This window comes from Streptomyces sp. CNT360, from assembly GCF_000424785.1.
This window is the reverse complement of the sequence record NZ_AUKO01000001.1, coordinates 411,673-431,308: the sequence shown is the minus strand read 5'-3', so window position 1 is coordinate 431,308 and position 19,636 is coordinate 411,673. Positions and strand designations below refer to the sequence as shown.

Sequence of the window (19,636 nt, the reverse complement as noted above, 5' to 3'; positions counted from 1 at the left end):
CGCAGGCATGGTCGCTCAGCGGGAGCCGGCTTCGGGCAGCGCGCCCACCGGCGAGTCCGAGCACTTCGTGGTGGTCTTTCCCGGCTACCACCGCGCCTGGGGCTACTGGATCGCGCACCGCCTGGAGAGTCACGGGCACCGCACCACGCTCCAGCGCTGGGATCCGGACCGCGAACAGCCGCTCGAAGAGGCGCTGGGCGACCTCACGCTGGCCAGCGGGCGCGTCCTGCTGGTGATCAGCGACGTCTTCCTCCAGCTCGGTCCGCGCACCGAGACCGACTGGAACGCCGTGCTGCGCGACTACGTCGCCGACAACGCCGACCGGTTCGCCGCCGTGAACCTCACCAACCGCGAACTCCTGCCGGCCACCGCCGTGCTGGAGCCCGTCAACCTGTGGGGTGTCGGCGAGGAGGAGGCCGAGCGCCGGCTGCTCAACCGGCTCGGGCTGCGGCCGCGCCGGGTGCCGGTGCCGCAGCCCGGCTACAGCAGCCGCTACCCCAACGACCCGCCCGAGGTGTGGGGAGAGATCCCGCGCCGCAACGCCCGCTTCACGGGCCGCGACGTGATCCTCAACGAGCTCCAGGAACGGCTGATGGACGCCGAGCACGGCGCCGCCGTGTGCAGCCTCGTCGGCACGGCCGGCATCGGCAAGACGCAGATCGCCGCCGAGTACGCGCACCGCTTCGCGCCCGACTACGACGTGGTGTGGTGGGTCAACTGCGACCAGCGCAACACCCAGCGCGACACCTTCGGCCAGCTCGCCGTCGAACTCGGCCTCGACCGCTCCGGCGAGGTGGGCGAGCGGGTGCGGGCCGTGCGGGACGCGCTGCGCAGGAACGAGCCCTCCGGCCGATGGCTGCTGATCTTCGACGGCTGGGAGGAGCCCGAGGACGCCGCCACGTATCTGCCCCAGGGCGGCAGCGGCCACGTGCTGATCACCTCCCGCAACAAGAGCTGGCGCGCCGGCACCGACATCAAGCAGATCGCCGCCTTCCGCCGCGCCGAGTCCACCGGCTACCTGATGCGCCGCGCCCCGCACATCACCGTCGAACAGGCCGACCAGGTGGCCGGCGAGTTCCAGGACCTGCCCCTTCAGCTGGCGCAGGCCGCCGCCTGGCTGGGCGAGGAGGGCATGGAGGTCCCCGAGTACCTGCGGATGGTGCGCGGGGTGGGTCTGACCAGGATGGAGTCGGGCACCATGCCCGACGACTACCCGTACTCGTCGCTGACCTCCTGGTCGATGCTGCTGAACAAGCTGCGCAAGTCCGAGCCGCGCGCCGTCGACCTGCTCTCGCTGTGCGCAGTCTTCGCCCCCGGCCGCATCCCGCTCGGGCTGGCCCGCGGCATCCCCGCGGCGGAGCTGCCCGACAGCCTCCGCTGGATCGCCACGGACCGCTCCGGCTGGGCGCGGGCCCTCGACGCGCTGGCCAACTACTCGGTGCTCACCCGCGAGGCCCGCACCTCCGCGGCGGGCGACAGCGAACAGGGCGACTCGGTCCACATCCACCAGGTCGTCCACAGCGTCATCAGCGAGCTGACCCAGGGCCGCACCAGCGACGACGTCCGCGAGGCGGTGCACCGCCTGCTGGTCGAGGCCGACCCGGGCACCCCCAGCGACAGCCGCCAGTGGGGCCGCTACACCGAGCTGCTGCCGCACCTGCTGGCCTCCGGCGCACCGGCCAGCAGGGAGCGCCGTGTCCAGGAGATGCTGCTCAACAGTCTGCGCTACTGCTACGCCTCCGGCGAGTACTCGCTCGGCGCCGAGCTGGCAGCCAGCATCCGCACCGACTGGGAGACGTTCCTGGACGCGGAGGCCCTGCCGCTGCTCACCCTCACCACCTTGCAGGGCAACCTGCTGCGCCGGGGCGGCCGCTTCCGCGAGGCGCAGGTCCTGGACACCGACCGGCTGGAGCGGCTGCGCGCCACCCCGCACGCGGACGGCCCGTACCAGGAGGCCGTCATGGAGGCGACCAGCTGCCTGGCCGCCGACCTGCGTCTGCTGGGCCAGTACGACGAGGCTCTCGCCCTCCAGGAGCAGGTCGTCGAGGTGTCCCGCGAGCTGTACGGGCCCGAGGAGTTCACCAGCCTGCTGGCACAGCACAACCTCGCCGTCGGGCTGCGCCTGCTGGGGCGGTACGCGGACGCCTACGAGGTCGACCTGGACACCCTGCGCAAGCGCGAACAGGTGCTCCGCGCCCGGCACCCCAACACCCTCTCCTCGGGCAACGCGAGCGCCCGCGACCTGCGCCTGATGGGCCGCTACCAGGAAGCGCTCGCCCGCCAGGAACTCGGCATGCGGCTGCATCTGCAGGTGCTGGGCGCCCAGCACCCGCAGACCCTCGGGGCGCGGCACAACCTGATGCTGTGCCAGCGCCGCGCGGGCACCCCGCGGCAGGACATCGCCACCGCGATGGCGGTCCTGCTCGAACAGCAGGAGCAGGTGCACAGCCGCTCCCACTACACGACGCTGTCCCTGATGACCGACTACGGCAACTTCCTGCGCGAGCACGGCGATCTGGAGCTGGCCGGTGAGCTGCTGACGGAGGCGGAGGACGGTTTCCGCCGGCTGCTGGGGCCCGCGCACCCGGTGTCCACGGCCATGCAGTCCAACGCGGGGCTCGTGCTGGCGGCCGAGGGCGAACGCGACGGTGCCCTGAACATGTTCGAGCAGGCGCTGGCGGGCATCGCCTCGTTGCTGGGCCCCGACCATCCGGTCACCCTGGGCTGCGCCCTCAACACCAGCGGGGGCCGCAGCCTGAGCGAGGCGCTGGAGGACGCCGGGGAGCTCAGCGGCGACACGCTGGAGCGCTCCCGGCGGGTGCTGGGCGAGGACCATCCCCTCACGCTCTCCTGCATGGTGGCGCACGCTGCCGACCTGCGCTCCCTGCGGCGACGGGAGGAGGCCCGGAGGATGGAGAGCGACGCCCTCGAACGCCTGACCAGGTCGCTGGGCGCCCAGCACCAGCAGACCCTCGCCGCCCGCCAGCGCACCCGCCCGTACTGGGACTACGAGCCGTACCTGGGCTGACCCGCCGCCCGTCGGGAGGGACAGGCACCCGCACGGGCGAGGGCCCCGCAGCGTTTCCGCTGCGGGGCCCTCGGTGCGAGCGTCCAAACGCCTCGCCTCAGATGTCGAAGACCTCCTTGACGAGCTGGGCCTGCTCCTCCGAATGCCGCTTGCCCGAGCCCACGGCGGGCGAGGACGAGGACGGCCGGGAGACGCGGCGCAGCCGGTCCGCGTTCGGGACGGGCTCCGAACCGATGATCAGGTCCAGGTGGTCGACCAGGTTGAGCGCGATGAACGGCCATGCGCCCTGGTTGGCCGGCTCCTCCTGGGCCCACACGTACTTCTCGGCGTTGGTGAAGCGCGCCATCTCGGTCTGGATCTCCTGGCCGGGCAGCGGGTAGAGCCGCTCCAGCCGGATGATGGCGGTGTCCGTGAGACCCCGCTTGGTCCGCTCGGCGTCCAGGTCGTAGTAGACCTTGCCGGAGCAGAAGATGACCTTGCGGACGTTCGCCGGGTCCACCGTGCCGTTGTCGACGAGGGTGTCGCCGATGACCGGGCGGAAGCCGCCGTTGGTGAACTCCTCCGCTCTGGAGGCCGCCGCCTTCATCCGCAGCATCGACTTCGGGGTGAAGACGACCAGCGGCTTGTGGTGCGGGTTGTGCACCTGCCAGCGCAGCAGGTGGAAGTAGTTCGACGGCAGCGTCGGCATCGCGACGGTCATGCTGTTCTGCGCGCACAGCTGCAGGAACCGCTCGATGCGGGCCGAGGAGTGGTCCGGGCCCTGGCCCTCGTAGCCGTGCGGCAGCAGCAGGGTGACGCCGGAGGTCTGGTTCCACTTCTGCTCGGCCGAGGAGATGAACTCGTCGATGACCGTCTGGGCGCCGTTCATGAAGTCACCGAACTGCGCCTCCCACATCACCAGCGCGTCCGGGCGGGCCAGCGAGTAGCCGTACTCGAAGCCCATCGCCGCGTACTCGCTCAGCAGCGAGTCGTAGACGTTGTAGCGGGCCTGGTCCTCCGCGAGGTACAGCAGCGGGGTGTAGTCCTCGCCGCTGTTCTGGTCCAGCAGCACCGCGTGCCGCTGGCCGAAGGTGCCGCGGCGGGAGTCCTGGCCGGACAGCCGCACCGGCGTGCCCTCCATCAGCAGCGAGCCGATGGCCAGGGTCTCGCCCATCGCCCAGTCGATCGTGTCGTCCTCGACCATCTGGGCGCGGCGCTGGAGCTGCGGCAGCAGCCGCGGGTGCACCGTGATCCGCTCGGGCACGTTGACCTGCGACTCGGCGATCCGCTTGACGACCTCCTGGGAGATCGCGGTGTCCAGCCCGACGGGGAACTCCGCCTGCGGCGCCGGGACCTCGGCGGCCATCGGCTGCGCCGTCGCGTCGCGGACCTCGGTGAAGACCTTCTCCAACTGGCCCTGGAAGTCCTGGAGTGCCTGCTCGGCCTCCTCCAGGCTGATGTCGCCGCGCCCGATCAGCGACTCGGTGTACAGCTTGCGCACCGAGCGCTTCTTGTCGATCAGGTGGTACATCAGCGGCTGGGTGAACGAGGGGTTGTCCGTCTCGTTGTGCCCGCGCCGCCGGTAGCAGATCAGGTCGATGACGACGTCCTTGTTGAACGCCTGCCGGTACTCGAAGGCCAGCTTGCCCGCGCGGACCACGGCCTCCGGGTCGTCGCCGTTGACGTGCAGGACCGGGGCCTCGATCATGCGGGCCACGTCCGTGGAGTACATCGACGAGCGCGCCGACTCGGGCGGCGCGGTGTACCCGACCTGGTTGTTGATCACGATGTGGATCGTGCCGCCGGTGCGGTAGCCGCGCAGCTGCGACATGTTCAGCGTCTCGGCCACCACGCCCTGACCCGCGAAGGCCGCGTCGCCGTGCAGCGCGATGGGCAGCACCGTGAAGTCCGTGCCGCCCTTGCCGATGATGTCCTGCTTGGCGCGCGCCACACCCTCCACGACCGGGTCGACGGCCTCCAGGTGCGAGGGGTTGGCGGTCAGCGTGACCTTGATCTGCTCGCCGTCCAGGCCGGTGAAGGTGCCCTCCGCGCCCAGGTGGTACTTCACGTCGCCGGAGCCGTGCATCGACTTCGGGTCGAGGTTGCCCTCGAACTCCCGGAAGATCTGCGCGTACGGCTTGCCCACGATGTTCGCCAGCACGTTCAGCCGGCCGCGGTGGGCCATGCCGATGACGGTCTCGTCCAGCCGCGACTCGGCGGCGGCGTCGATGACCGCGTCCAGCAGCGGGATGACGGACTCGCCGCCCTCCAGCGAGAACCGCTTCTGGCCCACGTACTTGGTCTGCAGGAACGTCTCGAACGCCTCGGCCGCGTTCAGCCGGCGCAGGATCCGCAGCTGCTCGTCGCGCTCCGGCTTGGAGTGCTGCCGCTCGATGCGGTCCTGGATCCACTTGCGCTGCCTGGGGTCCTGGATGTGCATGTACTCGATGCCGGTGGTGCGGCAGTACGAGTCACGCAGCACGCCCAGGATGTCGCGCAGCTTCATCATGGACTTGCCGGCGAAGCCGCCGACCGCGAACTCCCGCTCCAGGTCCCACAGGGTCAGACCGTGCTCGGTGATGTCCAGGTCAGGGTGCTTGCGCTGCTTGTACTCCAGCGGGTCGGTGTCGGCCATGATGTGACCGCGCACCCGGTAGGAGTGGATCAGGTCGAAGACCCGGGCCGCCTTGGTGACGTCGTCGTCGTGCGAGGCGTCGATGTCCTGCATCCAGCGCACCGGCTCGTACGGGATGCGCAGCGCGCGGAAGATCTCGTCGTAGAAGTCGTCCGCGCCCAGCAGGAGCTGCGAGACCTTGCGCAGGAACTCGCCGGAGGCCGCACCCTGGATGACCCGGTGGTCGTAGGTGCTGGTGAGCGTCATCACCTTCGAGACGCCCAGCCGGTTGAGGGTGTCCTGCGAGGTGCCCTGGAACTCCGCCGGGTACTCCATCGCGCCGACGCCCATGATCAGGCCCTGGCCCGGCATCAGGCGGGGGACCGAGTGGACGGTGCCGATGCCACCCGGGTTGGTCAGCGAGCAGGTGACGCCGGAGAAGTCCTCCATCGTCAGCTTGTTGTTCCGGGCCCGGCGGACGATGTCCTCGTAGGCCTGCCAGAACTCGAAGAAGGTCAGGGTCTCGGCCTTCTTGATGCCCGCCACCACCAGCTGGCGGTCGCCGTTCGGCTTCACCAGGTCGATGGCCAGACCCAGGTTCACGTGGTCCGGCTTGACCAGGGTGGGCTTGCCGTCCTTCTCGGTGAACGCGTGGTTCATCGAGGGCATCGCCTTGAGCGCCTGCACCATGGCGTAGCCGATCAGGTGCGTGAAGGAGACCTTGCCGCCGCGGGCGCGCTTGAGGTGGTTGTTGATGACGATGCGGTTGTCGAACAGCAGCTTCACCGGGACCGCGCGCACGGACGTGGCCGTCGGCAGCTCCAGCGAGGCGTTCATGTTCTTGGCGACGGCCGCGGACGGGCCGCGCAGCGCGACGTACTCGGGGCCCTCGGCGGCCTGCCCGGCCTCCTCGGCCTTGCCCTTGCCGCCGCCCGCCGGCTGCTTCGCCGCGGGCTTCGCGGCCGGCTTCGGCGCCGCCTGGGCGGGCGCGGCCGGGGCCTGCGCCGGCTGCTGGGCCTGCGGCTGCGCCGGGGCGCTCGTCTGCGCGGGCGTACCCGCGGACGCGGCGGCCGGCTGCGCTGCGGCCTGCGGTGCCGCCGCGGACTGCGCCGGGCTCTGGGCCGGCGCGGCCTTCGCGGGGGCCGGGGAGGCGTCCCGTGGGGTACCCGCGCCGTCCGGCGCGGCGGCCCCGTCGGAGGACTCCGGCTGATAGTCAGCGAAGAAGTCCCACCAGGCTCGGTCTACCGAGTTCGGGTCCTGGAGGTACTGCTGGTAGATCTCGTCGACGAGCCACTCGTTCGGGCCGAACGCCGGACCAGGGTCCTTGCCCTGTCCGTCCTTCCGTTCCGTAGAGGTGCTCGATGAGCTGTTGGGGGACTGTGACGACACGGCGGCAACCGCCCTCTTCCGCTTCCTTAGGTGGTGGACAGCGGAAATAAAGGCTACGCCTCTCCCGGCGGGAGGTGGAGCCCGGGCGGCCCCTTGGTCACGTACGTCACACTGCGGAGCCGGTTTCGCGACAGTATTTGGCGGGAATCACTCACGGATTTGCCGCCCGAGGGGAACCGGAAGCCCCCGGCAGCGCGTCCCCGCCCCCTCGTCTGCGAGCCTACGTCAAGCCTGCTTTCCCTTCGCCCCCGGAAGAGTGAGCTGAATTCGGCAACCCCGGGGCGACTCGGCCACCCGGATCGACCCGCCGTGCAGTTCCACGGCCCAGCGCGCGATCGCCAGCCCCAGGCCGGTGCCGCCCCCCGGGCTCACCCCCTGGCTGCCCTTGCGCGACTCGGTGCTGTGCGTGCCGTTGAACCGGTCGAAGACCCGCTGCCGCTCCGCCTCGGGTATGCCCGGCCCCTCGTCCAGGACCTCCACCTCCACATCCCCCTCGCCTCCGCCGCCCGCTGCCTCGCCGGGCCTGGCACGGACGGTCACCCGGCCGTGCTGCGGGCTGTGCTTGACGGCGTTGTCGATCAGATTGGCCACCACCTGATGCAGCCGTTCGGGGTCGGCGTAGGCCGTCAGCTCGGGAGGCGAGACGTCCAGATGCAGGTGGACGTCCTTGCGGGAGTGTCCGGAGCCCTTGCTCATGTTGGCCTCCTTCAGCACGCCCGCCAGGTACGGCCACACCTCGAAGCGCCGCGAGTGCAAAGGGACGACCCCGCTGTCCAGCCGCGAGAGGTCCAGCAGGTGGTCCACCAGGCGGCCCAGGCGTTCGGTCTGCGACAGGGCGGTCCGCATCGTCTCCGGATCGGCGTCCGAGACCCCGTCGACCACGTTCTCCAGCACCGCGCGCAGCGCCGCGATCGGCGTGCGCAGCTCGTGCGAGACGTTGGCGACCAGCTCCTTGCGGTGCTGGTCGACCGCTTCCAGGTCGGCCGCCATCCGGTTGAAGTTCTCGGCCAGTTCTCCGAACTCGTCCCGCCGTCCGCCGCGCACCCGGCGGGAGTAGTCACCGCCCGCCATCGCCTTGGCCGCGTCCGTCATCTCGTCCAGCGGTGCCGTCAGCGACTGCGCGACGAACTGCGTGATCAGCAGCGAGGCGACGATCGAGATGATGGTGATCACCCGCAGCTCGGTCGCCGACTGCACGGCGAAGAGCGCCAGCAGTGTGGTGATCACCACGGACACGATCACCAGGGCGCCGAGGGCCGCCTTCACCGAGCGGTACGGGTCCAGGGGCCGCAGCCCCTCCCAGAGCTGCTCCCACCAGCGGGCCCCGAGCCGGGCGGCGAACCGCTTGCCCCGGCTCACCGAGCGGGCCCAGTACCGGGCGGTCCGCGACGGCCGGGGCGGCCCCGGCGGACCGGCGAGCGGGGGGCCCGGGTCCGGTGACGCCGCGGGACGGTCCGCAGCCGGGGAGCGCGCGGAAAGCGATCCCGACGCGGGCGTCCCGGAAGGGCCGGAAGGACCGGAGGATGAACTGGACACCGAAGCGGACACCTCGACCCGTTCCCGCCGCCCGTCAGCAGCTCTCCGTCGCGGCACCGGTCACCGGTGCGGGCGCGCCGTCCGGGCCGGGGGTCTCCAGCGCGTACCCCACCCCGTGCACGGTGCGGATGCGCTCCGCGCCGATCTTGCGGCGCAACGCCTTGATGTGGCTGTCCACGGTGCGGGTGCCGGAGGCGTCGGCCCAGTCCCACACCTCGGCCAGAAGCTGCTCGCGGGAGAGCACCGCGCGGGGGGAGTGCGCCAGGCAGACCAGCAGATCGAACTCCGTCGGCGTCAGGTGCACGTCCTCGCCGCTCACGCGGACCCGCCGCTGGGCGTGGTCGATCTCCAGTTCGCCGAGCCTGAGTATGCCGTTGCGCGGCGTGGTCGCGGCCTGCGTGGCCCGCTCGACCCGGCGCAGCAGCACGTGCACCCGGGCGGCGACCTCGCGCATGGAGAACGGCTTGGTCATGTAGTCGTCCGCGCCCACGCCGAGGCCGACCAGCATGTCCGTCTCGTCGTCCCGTGCGGTCAGCATCAGCACCGGAACCGGCCGCTGGGCCTGCACCCGGCGGCAGACCTCCAGGCCGTCGAAGCCGGGCAGCATCACGTCCAGCACCAGCAGGTCCGGCTGCCACGCCTCGGCGGTGTCCACGGCCGCCGGGCCGTCACCGGCCGTCTGCACCTGGAAGCCCTCCGCGCGCAGCCGCCGGGCGATGGCGTCCACGATCGTGGGGTCGTCCTCGACGACGAGGATGCGTCGCTGAGCGCCGGGGGTGGTCGCGGCGACGGCTCCGCCAGCTGTCTGAGTGGTGTTCTTCTGGTCCATACGACCCCGCCCCTGTGGCTCTTCCGGCTTTCTTGGAACAGCAGCGTAAGGGCCCTGCGCGCGGCTCGGCTACGCCGGTCGGGCTGCGAAGTGGACCACGTCGGGGACGCCTCGGACGACCGGGATCTCATCCGTCCGAACACGGCAGAACCCCGCATTCCGCAGTGATCGTTCGAATGCGGACGACGGCTGGGCCGACCACACGGCGAGGATGCCGCCTGCCGTGAGTGCCTCGCGGCAGGCGGCCAGACCGGCGGGGGAGTAGAGGGAGGAGTTGTCCTCGGTCACGGTCCAGTCGGGTCCGTTGTCGATGTCCAGGCACAGCGCGTCGAAGCGCTGCCCGTCCGCCGCCACCGCGCGCAGGTGGTCCACCAGGTCCGCCTGCACCAGTTCGGTACGGGGATCGGCCAGGGCCGTACCGGAGAGCGCGGACAGTGGCCCGCTGCGGTGCCAGTCGAGGACGGCTTCCTCGCGTTCGACCACGGTGATGCGGGCCCAGCGCGGCTCTGCGGCGGCCTCCGCGAGCGAGAAGCCCACCCCCAGGCCGCCGATCAGCAGCCGCGGGTCCGCCCGGTCGCCGAGTTCCTCCAGTGCGGCCCGTACCAGCAGTCGCTCGGAGCGGCCGTCGGAGGTGTCCATCAGGAAGCACCCGTTGGCGATGATCTCGTAGTGCGCCCCGCGCCGACGCAGGACGACCTCCCCGTACGGGCCGTCCCGCCGCTCCAGCGTGACGGGGGCGTCGGACGGCCCGGGAGGCGGAACGGCGGGGCTCGACAGGGAGGCAGGCTTCGGCATGGGGGCAGGGTAGGCCGGAAACCCGCACCTTGGGGCCGGTGGGCCGGGGGGCCGGTGGGCCGGTGGGCCGACTGGGGGGCGGGTCGGAGAGAGGGGAGTCACGCGTTGCTCCGGGTCTTCGAGTGCGGGAAGACCGGGACGCCACCCGCGGTTGACTACGTCGCGGCCCGTTGCTCTGCAGCCGGGCCGGTGAGCGTACCGACGGAGTCCCTGATCGCTCAGAGCGAACGGGGGAGCGCCGGAGGAGGGGAACAACGGCGGCCTCAAAAGCATTGAGTGGGTATTACTCAACTTGCTTGCCGAGGGAGAGATCATGACTGCTGAGTCCCACCCCGAGGAGTCCGCGCCGCTCACCCTGCCCGTGCTGCCCATCGACGCCGAGGACGGCGTGGTGCTGCCGGGGATGGTGGTCCCCCTGGACCTCTCCGACGGTGACGTGCGGGCGGCCGTGGACGCCGCGAAGGCGGCGGCGCCCCAGGGCGAGAAGCCACGGGTGCTGCTGGTCCCGCGCGTGGACGGCAACTACACGGGCATCGGCGTGGAGAGCCGCGTCGAGCAGACCGGCCGCCTCGCTGACGGGGACCCCGGCGCCCTCGTCCGTGGTCTGCGCAGAATCCGCGTCGGCACCGGGACGAGCGGCCCCGGCGCCGCCCTGTGGGTCGAGGGCACCCCGGTGGCCGAGCAGACGCCCGGCTCGGAATCCGCCTCGGACAGGCCCGGCGGACAGGTGTCCGAGCCGGGCCGTGTGGCGGAGCGGATGAAGGAGTACAAGGCCCTCATCACCGACTGGCTGCGCAAGCGCGGCGCCTGGCAGGTCGTGGACCGGGTGCAGCAGATCGACGACGCGGGCCAGCTCGCCGACAACGCCGGCTACTCCCCGTTCCTGACCACCGAGCAGAAGCTGAAGCTGCTGGAGACCACCGACCCCGCCGAGCGCCTCGACCTGGCCACCGCCGCCCTCCGCGACCACCTCGCCGAGCAGGACGTGGCCGAGTCCATCGCCAAGGACGTCCAGGAAGGCGTCGACAAGCAGCAGCGCGAGTTCCTGCTGCGCCGCCAGCTCGACGCCGTCCGCAAGGAGCTGGCCGAGCTCAACGGCGACCCGGAGGACGAGAGCGAGGACTACCGCGCCCGCGTCGAGGCCGCCGACCTGCCGGACGAGGTGCGCAAGGCCGCTCTCAAGGAGGTCGACAAGCTGGAGCGTTCCAGCGACCAGTCGCCCGAGGGAAGCTGGATCCGCACCTGGCTGGACACGGTGCTGGAGATCCCGTGGAACGTCCGTACCGAGGACGCCTACGACATCACCGGCGCCCAGGCCGTTCTCGACGCCGACCACGCCGGGCTCCAGGACGTCAAGGAACGCATCACCGAGTACCTCGCCGTGCGCAAGCGGCGCGCCGACCGCGGTCTCGGCGTGATCGGCGGGCGGCGCGGGGGAGCGGTGCTGGCGCTGACCGGTCCGCCCGGAGTCGGCAAGACGTCGCTGGGCGAATCGGTGGCCCGCGCGATGGGCCGCGAGTTCGTCCGCGTCGCTCTCGGCGGCGTGCACGACGAGGCGGAGATCCGCGGTCACCGGCGCACCTACGTCGGCGCTCAGCCCGGCCGCATCGTCCGGGCCGTCAAGGAAGCCGGTTCGATGAACCCCGTCGTGCTGCTGGACGAGGTCGACAAGGTCGGCTCCGACTTCCGCGGGGACCCGACGGCGGCCCTCCTGGAGGTGCTGGACCCCGCCCAGAACCACACCTTCCGCGACCACTACCTGGAGGTCGAGCTGGACCTGTCCGACGTGGTCTTCCTGGCGACCGCCAACGTCCTGGAAGCCGTCCCGCAGCCTCTGCTGGACCGTATGGAGGTCGTCGAGCTCGACGGCTACACGGAGGACGAGAAGGTCACCATCGCCCGTGACCACCTGCTGCCCCGGCAGCGGGAACGCGCGGGGCTGGCCGAGGGCGAGGTGCTCTTCGACGAGGCCGCGCTGCGCAAGCTCGCCGCCGAGTACACCCGCGAGGCGGGCGTCCGCTCCCTGGAGCGCGCCGTCCAGCGCGTCCTCCGCAAGGTCGCCGCCCAGCACCAGCTCGGCGAGGTGGAGCTGCCCTGCACCGTGGGTGTGGACGAACTGCGTGCGCTGATCGGCCGCCCCCGGCACACCCCCGAGGCCGCGCAGGACCCGGCAGAGCGCCGCACCGCCGTCCCGGGTGTGGCCACCGGGCTGGCCGTCACGGGCGCGGGTGGTGACGTGCTCTTCGTCGAGGCGTCGCTGGCCGACCCCGAGACGGGTGCCTCCGGGCTGACCCTGACCGGCCAGCTCGGCGACGTGATGAAGGAGTCCGCCCACATCTCCCTCTCCTACCTGCGCTCGCGCGGCGCGGAGCTGGAGCTGCCGGTCGGCGACCTCAAGGAGCGCGGCATCCACCTGCACGTGCCCGCGGGCGCCGTGCCCAAGGACGGACCGAGCGCCGGCGTCACCATGACGACGGCCCTGGCCTCGCTGCTCAGCGGACGCCAGGTGCGGCCGGAGGTGGCGATGACCGGCGAGGTCTCGCTGACAGGGCGGGTGCTGCCCATCGGCGGCGTCAAGCAGAAGCTCCTGGCGGCGCACCGCGCCGGGGTGACCACTGTGATCATCCCCAAGCGGAACGAGCCCGACCTCGACGACGTGCCCGAGGAGGTGCTGGACGGTCTCGACGTCCACCCCGTCTCGGACGTCCGCCAGGTCCTGGAGCTGGCCCTGACGCCCGCCCGAACTCCCGCCCGGGAGACGCCGGTCGCGGCGTGACGGACGCGTCCGGCGACAGAAGTGGCCCCCGCCTCGGCGGGGGCCACTTCGTCTGCTGCCTGTCACCGGCTACCTGCCGTCCGGTGTCCGGCCACCTGCTGCCGGGGCTCAGCCGCCGTTGGCGAGCACCTTCAACCGGTCCATCGACCCGTTGAAGTAGTTGTGGTCGCCCACGGTCGGGCCGGTGGAGGTGTACTGCCAGAAGGTGTAGAAGCCCCAGCCGGCCGGGAGGGTGCCCGCCGAGGAGGCGTAGCGGGCGATCCACAGCGGGTTCGAGTTCCCGAAGGCGCTGCTGTTGCCCGTGCACTGGGTCCACCAGCTGGTGGTCGTGTAGATGACCGCGTCACGTCCGGTCTTGGCCTTGTAGGTACTGGTGAAGTCCTTGATCCAGTTCACCATCGCGCTCTGGCTCAGGCCGTAGCAGGTCGAGCCGTAGGGGTTGTACTCGATGTCGAGCACGCCCGGCAGCGTCTTGCCGTCCTTGCTCCAGCCGCCGCCGTTGCCCGCGAAGTAGTTCGCCTGCGTCGCGCCGCTGGAGGAGTTCGGCGTCGCGAAGTGGTAGGCGCCCCGGATCATGCCGGCGTTGTAGGACCCGTTGTACTGCTGGGTGAAGTAGGGGTTCTTGTAGTTGGTGGACTCCGTCGCCTTGACGTAGGCGAAGCGGACCCCGCTGTTCCACAGCGTCGACCAGGCGACATTGCCCTGGTGGCTGCTCACGTCCACGCCGTGGACCGTCGCCGCCAGACCCGCGCGGGCCTTGTCCGGCGGGGCGCCGTCGGTCGTGTCCTTCTCGTGCATCCGGACACCCGCGCCCATCCAGGCCTTACCGCGCTCGGTGGGCGCCTTGGGGTTGTCGCGCAGACCGGGGGTGTCCGCGGCGGACTCGGTGGAGGTGGCCGACTTCGCGCTGCTGTCCCCGCTGCCGGCTGTCGCCGACGCTGCGCCCGGTAGCGCCAGGACGAGCGCGAGAAGGGAGACGAACATCCCGACGACAGCCGCCATTCCGCGTCTGTGACGGGTCGTACCGGATCTGAAGCTGGGCATCGCTGCCTCCGGAGCCTCGGTGGTGGGGTCTGGTACGTGCGTAGTATTTACCGACGTGGGGGGTTTTGCGCTGCGACGCGCGGATGACCATGGTTCCCACTGGTGTGGGCATGTCATATTGAAGGTACGCGCGTAGACCGACAAGGTGGAAGATGCCCTACCGTCCGCCGTTGGTCTAATCCTGCGAAATACTGGCGGAGCTGGGACTATCGCGCTCGCTGGAGACAATTTTCTTCATGGAAAACGCCGGAGACACCGAAAGCGCCGCTGCCATCCGGAAGGCCGCGGCTTCCCGCCGGGCCGCCACGGCTGCCGCCGCCTCGGCCGCCTCGGCCGCTTCGGTCACCGAAGCGGACCCCGCGAAGGGCCGTCCGGGGGGCCACGCCGGGGCGCACGGTCAGGCGGACCCTGCCGAGCCGTTCGGGCCCGAATGTCTCGACGTCGAACGCGAGTTGGCCGTCTTCCTGCGGCGGGCCCGCGCCTCCTCGGGAGAGATGGCACGCCAGGTGCACCCGGATTTGGAACCCGCCGCCTACGGCCTCCTCGTCCGTCTTGAGGACGCCGGTGCACAGCGGGCGACGGAGCTGGCCGGCTACTTCGGCGTCGGCAAGGCGACGATAAGCCGGCAACTGCACGCCTTGGAGCAGCTCGGCCTCGTCGACCGGCAGCCCGACCCCGGCGACCGCCGGGCCTCCCTGGTCCAGCTCACCGACGAGGGCCGCGACCGCTTCACCCGCGTACGTGACGCCCGACGGCTCTCCTACGCCCGCAAGCTCGCCGCCTGGGACCGCGTCGAGATCGCCGAGCTCGCCCGCCTCCTGCACCGTCTCAATGCGCTGGCCGACCAGGAGGAGTGACGGCGTCACCCCTTGGCGCCCGGCCGGTGTCTGAAGGACGGCCCGGGGCCCGCGGGGCCCTGTAGGGCGCGTCGGTGGCCTACGGCAGTGGCCCGGCGGTGCTGCGGAGACGTGGCCGGGTCGGCAGCGGCCGGAACGGCCGACCGGTCGCCGGCCGAAACCGTTGAGCGGTCAGCGGCAGGAACGGCTGGGGGACGGCTGCCCTTCTCACCCACTCACGGTCCCGCCCGGCCGGGCGAGGCCGTCGTGCAGCTCACTCCGCAGCTCAGGCGTCAGCAGATGCCCCGCGCGGCCGACGAAGAGCCCCATCCGGTAGCCGACCGCTCCCAGATCGGCGTCGGCCTCCGCGTGCACCCCCAGCAGCGAGCCGTCCCCGATGGTCATGACCAGTAGCGCCCCCTCGTCCATGGCCACCATCGTCTGCTTCACGGCGCCCGCATCCGTCAGCCTCGCCGCAGCGGTCGTCAGCGAGGCCACTCCGGAGACGATGGTCGCCAGGTCCCCGCTGCTCCCGCGACGGCCACGCTGCCGGCCCGCCTCGCCGCGCCGCCGCCGCATCGGGGGTACCCGCGCCTCGCCGGGCGAGGCGGGGCCACCTGGAACAGACCGCTCCGCTGTCCCCGCCGGTCCTTCTTCCGGCTCCCTCTGCCCGCCGTGCTCTCCCTGTCCCTGGTCCCGCCGCCCCAGCTGTCCGTGCTCGGCGCCCAGCGCGGGGTCCGAGGCGAGCAACAGCAGGCCGTCGGACGAGACGACCGCGACGGACCGGATGCCCGGCACCTCCGCGGCCAGACCGTCCAGCAGCAGCCGCAGATCGCGGGCCTTCGCACTGCCGGGCGCACGCGTGGTGGGCGTACTCACTTGCGGGCCTCCTCGGCGGCCTCTCCGTCCGCTGCGGACTCGGAGCCCGCGGGCGGGGCGGTGTGCTCCGCGGTACCGCTGTCCTCCGCGGCCACCTGCGCCGCGGCCTCACGCAGGCCCTGCCGGGCGCCCCGCTGGAACCCGTTCAGCCTGCGCGCCAGTTGCTCCGGGTCGACGCTTCCCGAACGAGGCGGCTGCGCCGCCCCCGTTCCCGCTGCCTTCGCACCACGGACGCGCTTGGGCAGTCCGGTGTGCGTGACACCCTGGCCACCGGCCTCCGCTGTGACGGCACCCGCCGCAGTGCCGCCCCTCGCCTCCGCTGTGACGGCACCGGCCTCTGCCGTGTCGGCGCCTGTCTCTGCCGGATCGCTGCCCGGGTGCGCTGTGTCGGCACCTGCCTGGGCCGGAACGCCGCCAGCCTTCGCCGTGTCGGCACTCGTTTCCGCGGGACCGCGGTGCGCCTCCGCCGCGTCGGCACCGGGCTCCGCCGGATCGCCGCCCGGGTGCGCTGTGTCGGCACTTGCTTCCGCCGGATCACCGCCGGGGTCGGCCGTGCCGCCGTCCGTTTCCGCCGGAACGCCGCCCGCCTTCGCCGAGTCGGCACTCGTTTCCGCGGCACCGCGGTGCGCCTCCGCCGCGTCGGCACCGGGCTCCGCCGGATCGCCGCCCGGGTGCGCTGTGTCGGCACTTGCTTCCGCCGGATCACCGCCGGGGTCGGCCGTGCCGCCGTCCGTTTCCGCCGGAACGCCGCCAGCCTTCGCCGAGTCGGCATCCGTTTCCGCCGGACGGCGGCTTGCCTCTGCCGAACCGTCGCCTGCATCCGCCGGACCGACGTCTGCTTCTGACGTGTCACCCGTATCCACCGGGCCCGCAGTTTCGTGCAGCGTTTCCACTTCAGCCGGGGCTGTGGCTTCGGCCCGGTTCTTCGCCGTGCCTCGCGCTGTCGCCGGGTCCCCAGCGCGGTTCGGGCCTTCCTCCTCGGGCGCGGCCGGGTCGGCGTCGCAAGGGGGGCGGAAACCAGTGGCCTGCGACTGCCCGGGCACCTGACCGGATGCGTCGGAGAACTCGGACGCGGCCGGGGCGGACTCGCGCTCCGGGGCAGGCCCGGGCAGCTGTACGTCTGCCGACCCTCCGGGCGCGACAGGGGCCCCGAGAGCAGATCCGCCCTCTTCCAGGGGCGCCGTGGTCGTGTGCTCCTCGACAGAACCGGCGTCGGCCCGGAACGGCGCCTGGTCCGCCGCCCTGGCGTGCTGCCCTTCTTTCTCGGTCAGACGCTCTCCGACCCCGCCCCTCTCGTCACCGGAACCGGAACCGTCACCCTCACCGGTCTCGCCTGCTTGCCCGGCCGCACCGGCGCCGGAGGCCCGCCACGTACCGGCAGTGTGGGCCCCGTCGGCTGTGCCACTCCCGCCGAGCAGCAGGCCACTCGGCACCTGCACCTCCGCCGCCGTGCCGCCCTCTTCCCGGACGCGCAGCCGCACAGCCACATCGTGCCGCGCCGCCAACCGGGCGACGATCTCCAGCCCCAAGCCCCAGGCGACGGGTGCCTCCGCCGACTGAGCGGGGCCCGGCTCCACTTCTCCCGTGGACGGCCGCGCGCTTCCCCCCGCGGTCAGCCGCGCGTTCAGCTCGGCCAGTGCCTCCTCACCGACGCCGGTGCCCTCGTCCTCCACGGACACCATGGCCACGCCGTCCGCCAGCACCCTGGCGGTCAACCGCACCGGCGATCCGGCGGGGGAGAAGACGGCCGCGTTGTCCAGGAGTTCGGCCACCAGGTGGCTCAGATCGTCCGCCGCACGACCGGCGACCCCCAGCTCCTGCGGCACCGGGCCGAGCGCGACACGCTCGTACTGCGCTATCTCGCTGACAGCCGCCCGCAGAACGTCCAGCAACGGCGCCGGAGCCTGCCCGGCGTCCGAGCCCTGCTCGCTCGCCGGGGTGCTCGGGAGGCGCTCGGGCCGCGCATGGGCGCCGGTGTCCGCGAGCAGCAACAAGTTCTCGTTGTGCCGCCGCATGCGGGTGGCCAGGTGGTCCAGCTTGAACAGCGTGTCCAGCCGGTCCGGGTCGGCCTCGTTCTCCTCCAGGCCCTCGATGATGCCCAGCTGCCGCTCGACCAGCGTGAGGGAGCGCGTGGCCAGGTCCGCGAACGCGTCCTGCCCGGCCGCGCCCGCACCGGCCGGAGCGGTCGCCGCCTCGTTCCGGACGAAGGGCGCAGGGGAGAAGCCCTCCGCGCTCGGGATCACACCGGTCGATCGCCCCCGGAGCTCCTCCAGCTCGGCCCGGAGCGCTGTGTAGTCCTCAGCCAGCAGTTGGTGCTGCTCGGTGAGCTGCGCCTTCTCGACCGCGAGTTGGTCCTGCTCCCGCTCGGCACACGAGGACCGGCGTCGCAGCTCGGCGGCGGAGGACCGCAGCGCGTTGAGGGAGCGCACGACGTCCGCGAACTCGTCGTTCCGCCCCCGGAAGGTGATCGGCTCCTCGCCCGCCGGATCCTCGGCGATCCGCCGCGATCCGCGCTTGAGTACCGACAGGGGGCGCGTGAGGGAGCGGGCGGTGGCCACGCTGAGCGCGACGGCGAGCAGCAGGCAGACGCCGACGAGTCCGGCCCGCAACTGCAACGCCGTCACGTCGTCGTCGCGCAGGGTCTCCAGCCGCTTCACCTCGGCCGCTGCGAACGCGGACTGCACCCCGCGCATATGGGCGAGGCGGGCCGAGACCGCGCTGTCGAAGCGTTCCGCGTCCACCCTGCGAGCGGCGGCGGTCAGGTACGGCCGCGCGGTCAGGCTGTCCAGATAGTGCTCGGCGCTGGACACGTCCGGACCGGTCACGGTCGTGCTGTACCTGTCCCAGGCCTTGCCGCTCGCGTTCTCCTGGAAGTCCGCCAGGGCGGCCTTCTCCCGCACGCGGGCCTGCTCGGCCTCCGTCACCAGGGGGCGCTGGGTGCCCTGGCCCGCCAGCGCGGCCTCCAGCAGCCCACGGGTGGCCGATGCCTGGTCCACGGCGCGCGCGAGGTCGGGCAGCGCTGCCGCGGTACGGTCCTGGGCGCGCGCGGGCAGAGCGACGGCGACGTCGTGGGTGAGCTGACGGAGCGTCCGGATGATGCGGGAGTAGTCCTCGTACGACTCCTGCGGCCCGGCTTTGCCCGTCATGGCCTGCCGCCTGACGGTGGGCAGCTTCGTGAGGACCTCGGCGACACCCGCGGGGGAGCCGGAGGCCGCCGCGGAGCCGGCCGGTGCGGCTGACGCGGCCGAGCGAAGCTCCCTCGACTGCCGGTCCACCCGGCCCCGCTGGGCCTTGCTGACGCCCGTGCCGTCGCCTCGTGCCCCCCGGGCGGCGGACAACTGCTCGACCATGCCGTCGCGCTCGTCCTCCAGGGAGTGCGAGAGCGCGATGGCCTGCTGGTCGAGCCGGGCGAGGTCCACCAGGTCCTGTGCGTCGGTGGCGTCACGCGAGCCGGCGACCAGGGTCGGTGCACCGGCCCCGACGACAGCGAGGGCACCGACCGCGACCGACATCAGCAACCGGTTGCGCACCCGGGACCTGCGGCGCGGAGCGGCCACCATGCCCTCCGGGTCCGAGGGGGCGGCGGCCCCGTCACCGGCTGCCGCAGCTTGAGGACCGTCCACCGTCCGACGCTGCTTCTTCCGCACCCGCACTCGCAATCTCGTCCCGCCTCTCCCGGAAGGCCCGGGATGCCCCGACTCGACGACCGACCATTGCAGTGCGCTCTTGAGGCGGGTGAGAATCCCCTGCTGGGCCACCCGAAGGAGTGAACATCACTCCTCGGCGGCGGAACAACTCGGCCCGGACCGGGCGTGGTCGGCCTTCCAGACTGTGGTTGGAAATCCTTCCGGGCTCCTGGCAGGATGCCGGACCAACTTTTTCGGAGGGGCAATTCCGGTCATCCTCGCGCGGAATGCCCTCGCGGTTGCCG

At 72.0% G+C, this 19,636-nt stretch carries 10 protein-coding genes; 3 read left to right on the top strand and 7 right to left on the bottom strand.

All coding sequences use genetic code 11. The features are described from left to right. Positions 1-7: 7 nt before the first annotated feature. Entirely contained in the window at positions 8-3,028 is a 3,021-nt protein-coding gene (fxsT, locus tag H297_RS0101820) for an FxSxx-COOH system tetratricopeptide repeat protein (RefSeq protein ID WP_027735652.1), read from the top strand. Between the two features lie 97 nt (positions 3,029-3,125). On the opposite strand, the gene H297_RS0101815 is transcribed toward fxsT, so the two are convergent. The 4 genes from H297_RS0101815 to H297_RS0101800 all read right to left on the bottom strand — a co-directional run bounded on the left by H297_RS0101815 (position 3,126) and on the right by H297_RS0101800 (position 10,170). Next, on the bottom strand, positions 3,126-7,010 hold the full coding sequence (locus H297_RS0101815; protein ID WP_027735651.1) for a multifunctional oxoglutarate decarboxylase/oxoglutarate dehydrogenase thiamine pyrophosphate-binding subunit/dihydrolipoyllysine-residue succinyltransferase subunit: 3,885 nt from the start codon (positions 7,008-7,010) through the stop codon (positions 3,126-3,128). Positions 7,011-7,235: 225 nt separating this feature from the next. Beyond that, on the bottom strand, positions 7,236-8,369 hold the full coding sequence (locus H297_RS33950; RefSeq protein ID WP_051351410.1) for an ATP-binding protein: 1,134 nt from the start codon (positions 8,367-8,369) through the stop codon (positions 7,236-7,238). Between the two features lie 211 nt (positions 8,370-8,580). Next, positions 8,581-9,375, bottom strand: a complete 795-nt coding sequence (locus H297_RS0101805) for a response regulator transcription factor (protein WP_027735650.1) — start codon at positions 9,373-9,375, stop codon at positions 8,581-8,583. 69 nt (positions 9,376-9,444) lie between these two features. Further along, complete coding sequence (locus tag H297_RS0101800; protein ID WP_051351409.1) at positions 9,445-10,170, bottom strand: spermidine synthase; 726 nt, start codon at positions 10,168-10,170, stop codon at positions 9,445-9,447. A 313-nt stretch (positions 10,171-10,483) separates the two neighbouring features. Here H297_RS0101800 and lon point away from each other — a divergent pair, with 313 nt between their 5' ends. Beyond that, positions 10,484-12,946 carry an endopeptidase La gene (gene lon / locus H297_RS0101795; RefSeq protein ID WP_027735648.1) on the top strand — a complete coding sequence of 821 codons (2,463 nt, stop codon included), beginning with the start codon at positions 10,484-10,486 and terminating at the stop codon, positions 12,944-12,946. 108 nt (positions 12,947-13,054) lie between these two features. Here lon and H297_RS0101790 read toward each other — a convergent pair whose 3' ends face one another. Then, positions 13,055-13,990, bottom strand: coding sequence for a lysozyme (locus H297_RS0101790; protein WP_027735647.1), 936 nt, complete (start codon positions 13,988-13,990; stop codon positions 13,055-13,057). 236 nt (positions 13,991-14,226) lie between these two features. Here H297_RS0101790 and H297_RS33945 point away from each other — a divergent pair, with 236 nt between their 5' ends. Then, positions 14,227-14,847 (top strand): MarR family winged helix-turn-helix transcriptional regulator, encoded by a 621-nt coding sequence (locus H297_RS33945; protein ID WP_486589368.1) that lies wholly within the window; start codon positions 14,227-14,229, stop codon positions 14,845-14,847. A gap of 207 nt (positions 14,848-15,054) precedes the next feature. On the opposite strand, the gene H297_RS43935 is transcribed toward H297_RS33945, so the two are convergent. Both H297_RS43935 and H297_RS33935 read right to left on the bottom strand, forming a co-directional pair. After that, on the bottom strand, positions 15,055-15,705 hold the full coding sequence (locus H297_RS43935; RefSeq protein WP_051351408.1) for a roadblock/LC7 domain-containing protein: 651 nt from the start codon (positions 15,703-15,705) through the stop codon (positions 15,055-15,057). Beyond that, on the bottom strand, positions 15,702-19,328 hold the full coding sequence (locus H297_RS33935; protein ID WP_158693626.1) for a nitrate- and nitrite sensing domain-containing protein: 3,627 nt from the start codon (positions 19,326-19,328) through the stop codon (positions 15,702-15,704). The genes H297_RS43935 and H297_RS33935 overlap by 4 nt, the downstream gene beginning before the upstream one ends. Positions 19,329-19,636 lie beyond the last annotated feature (308 nt).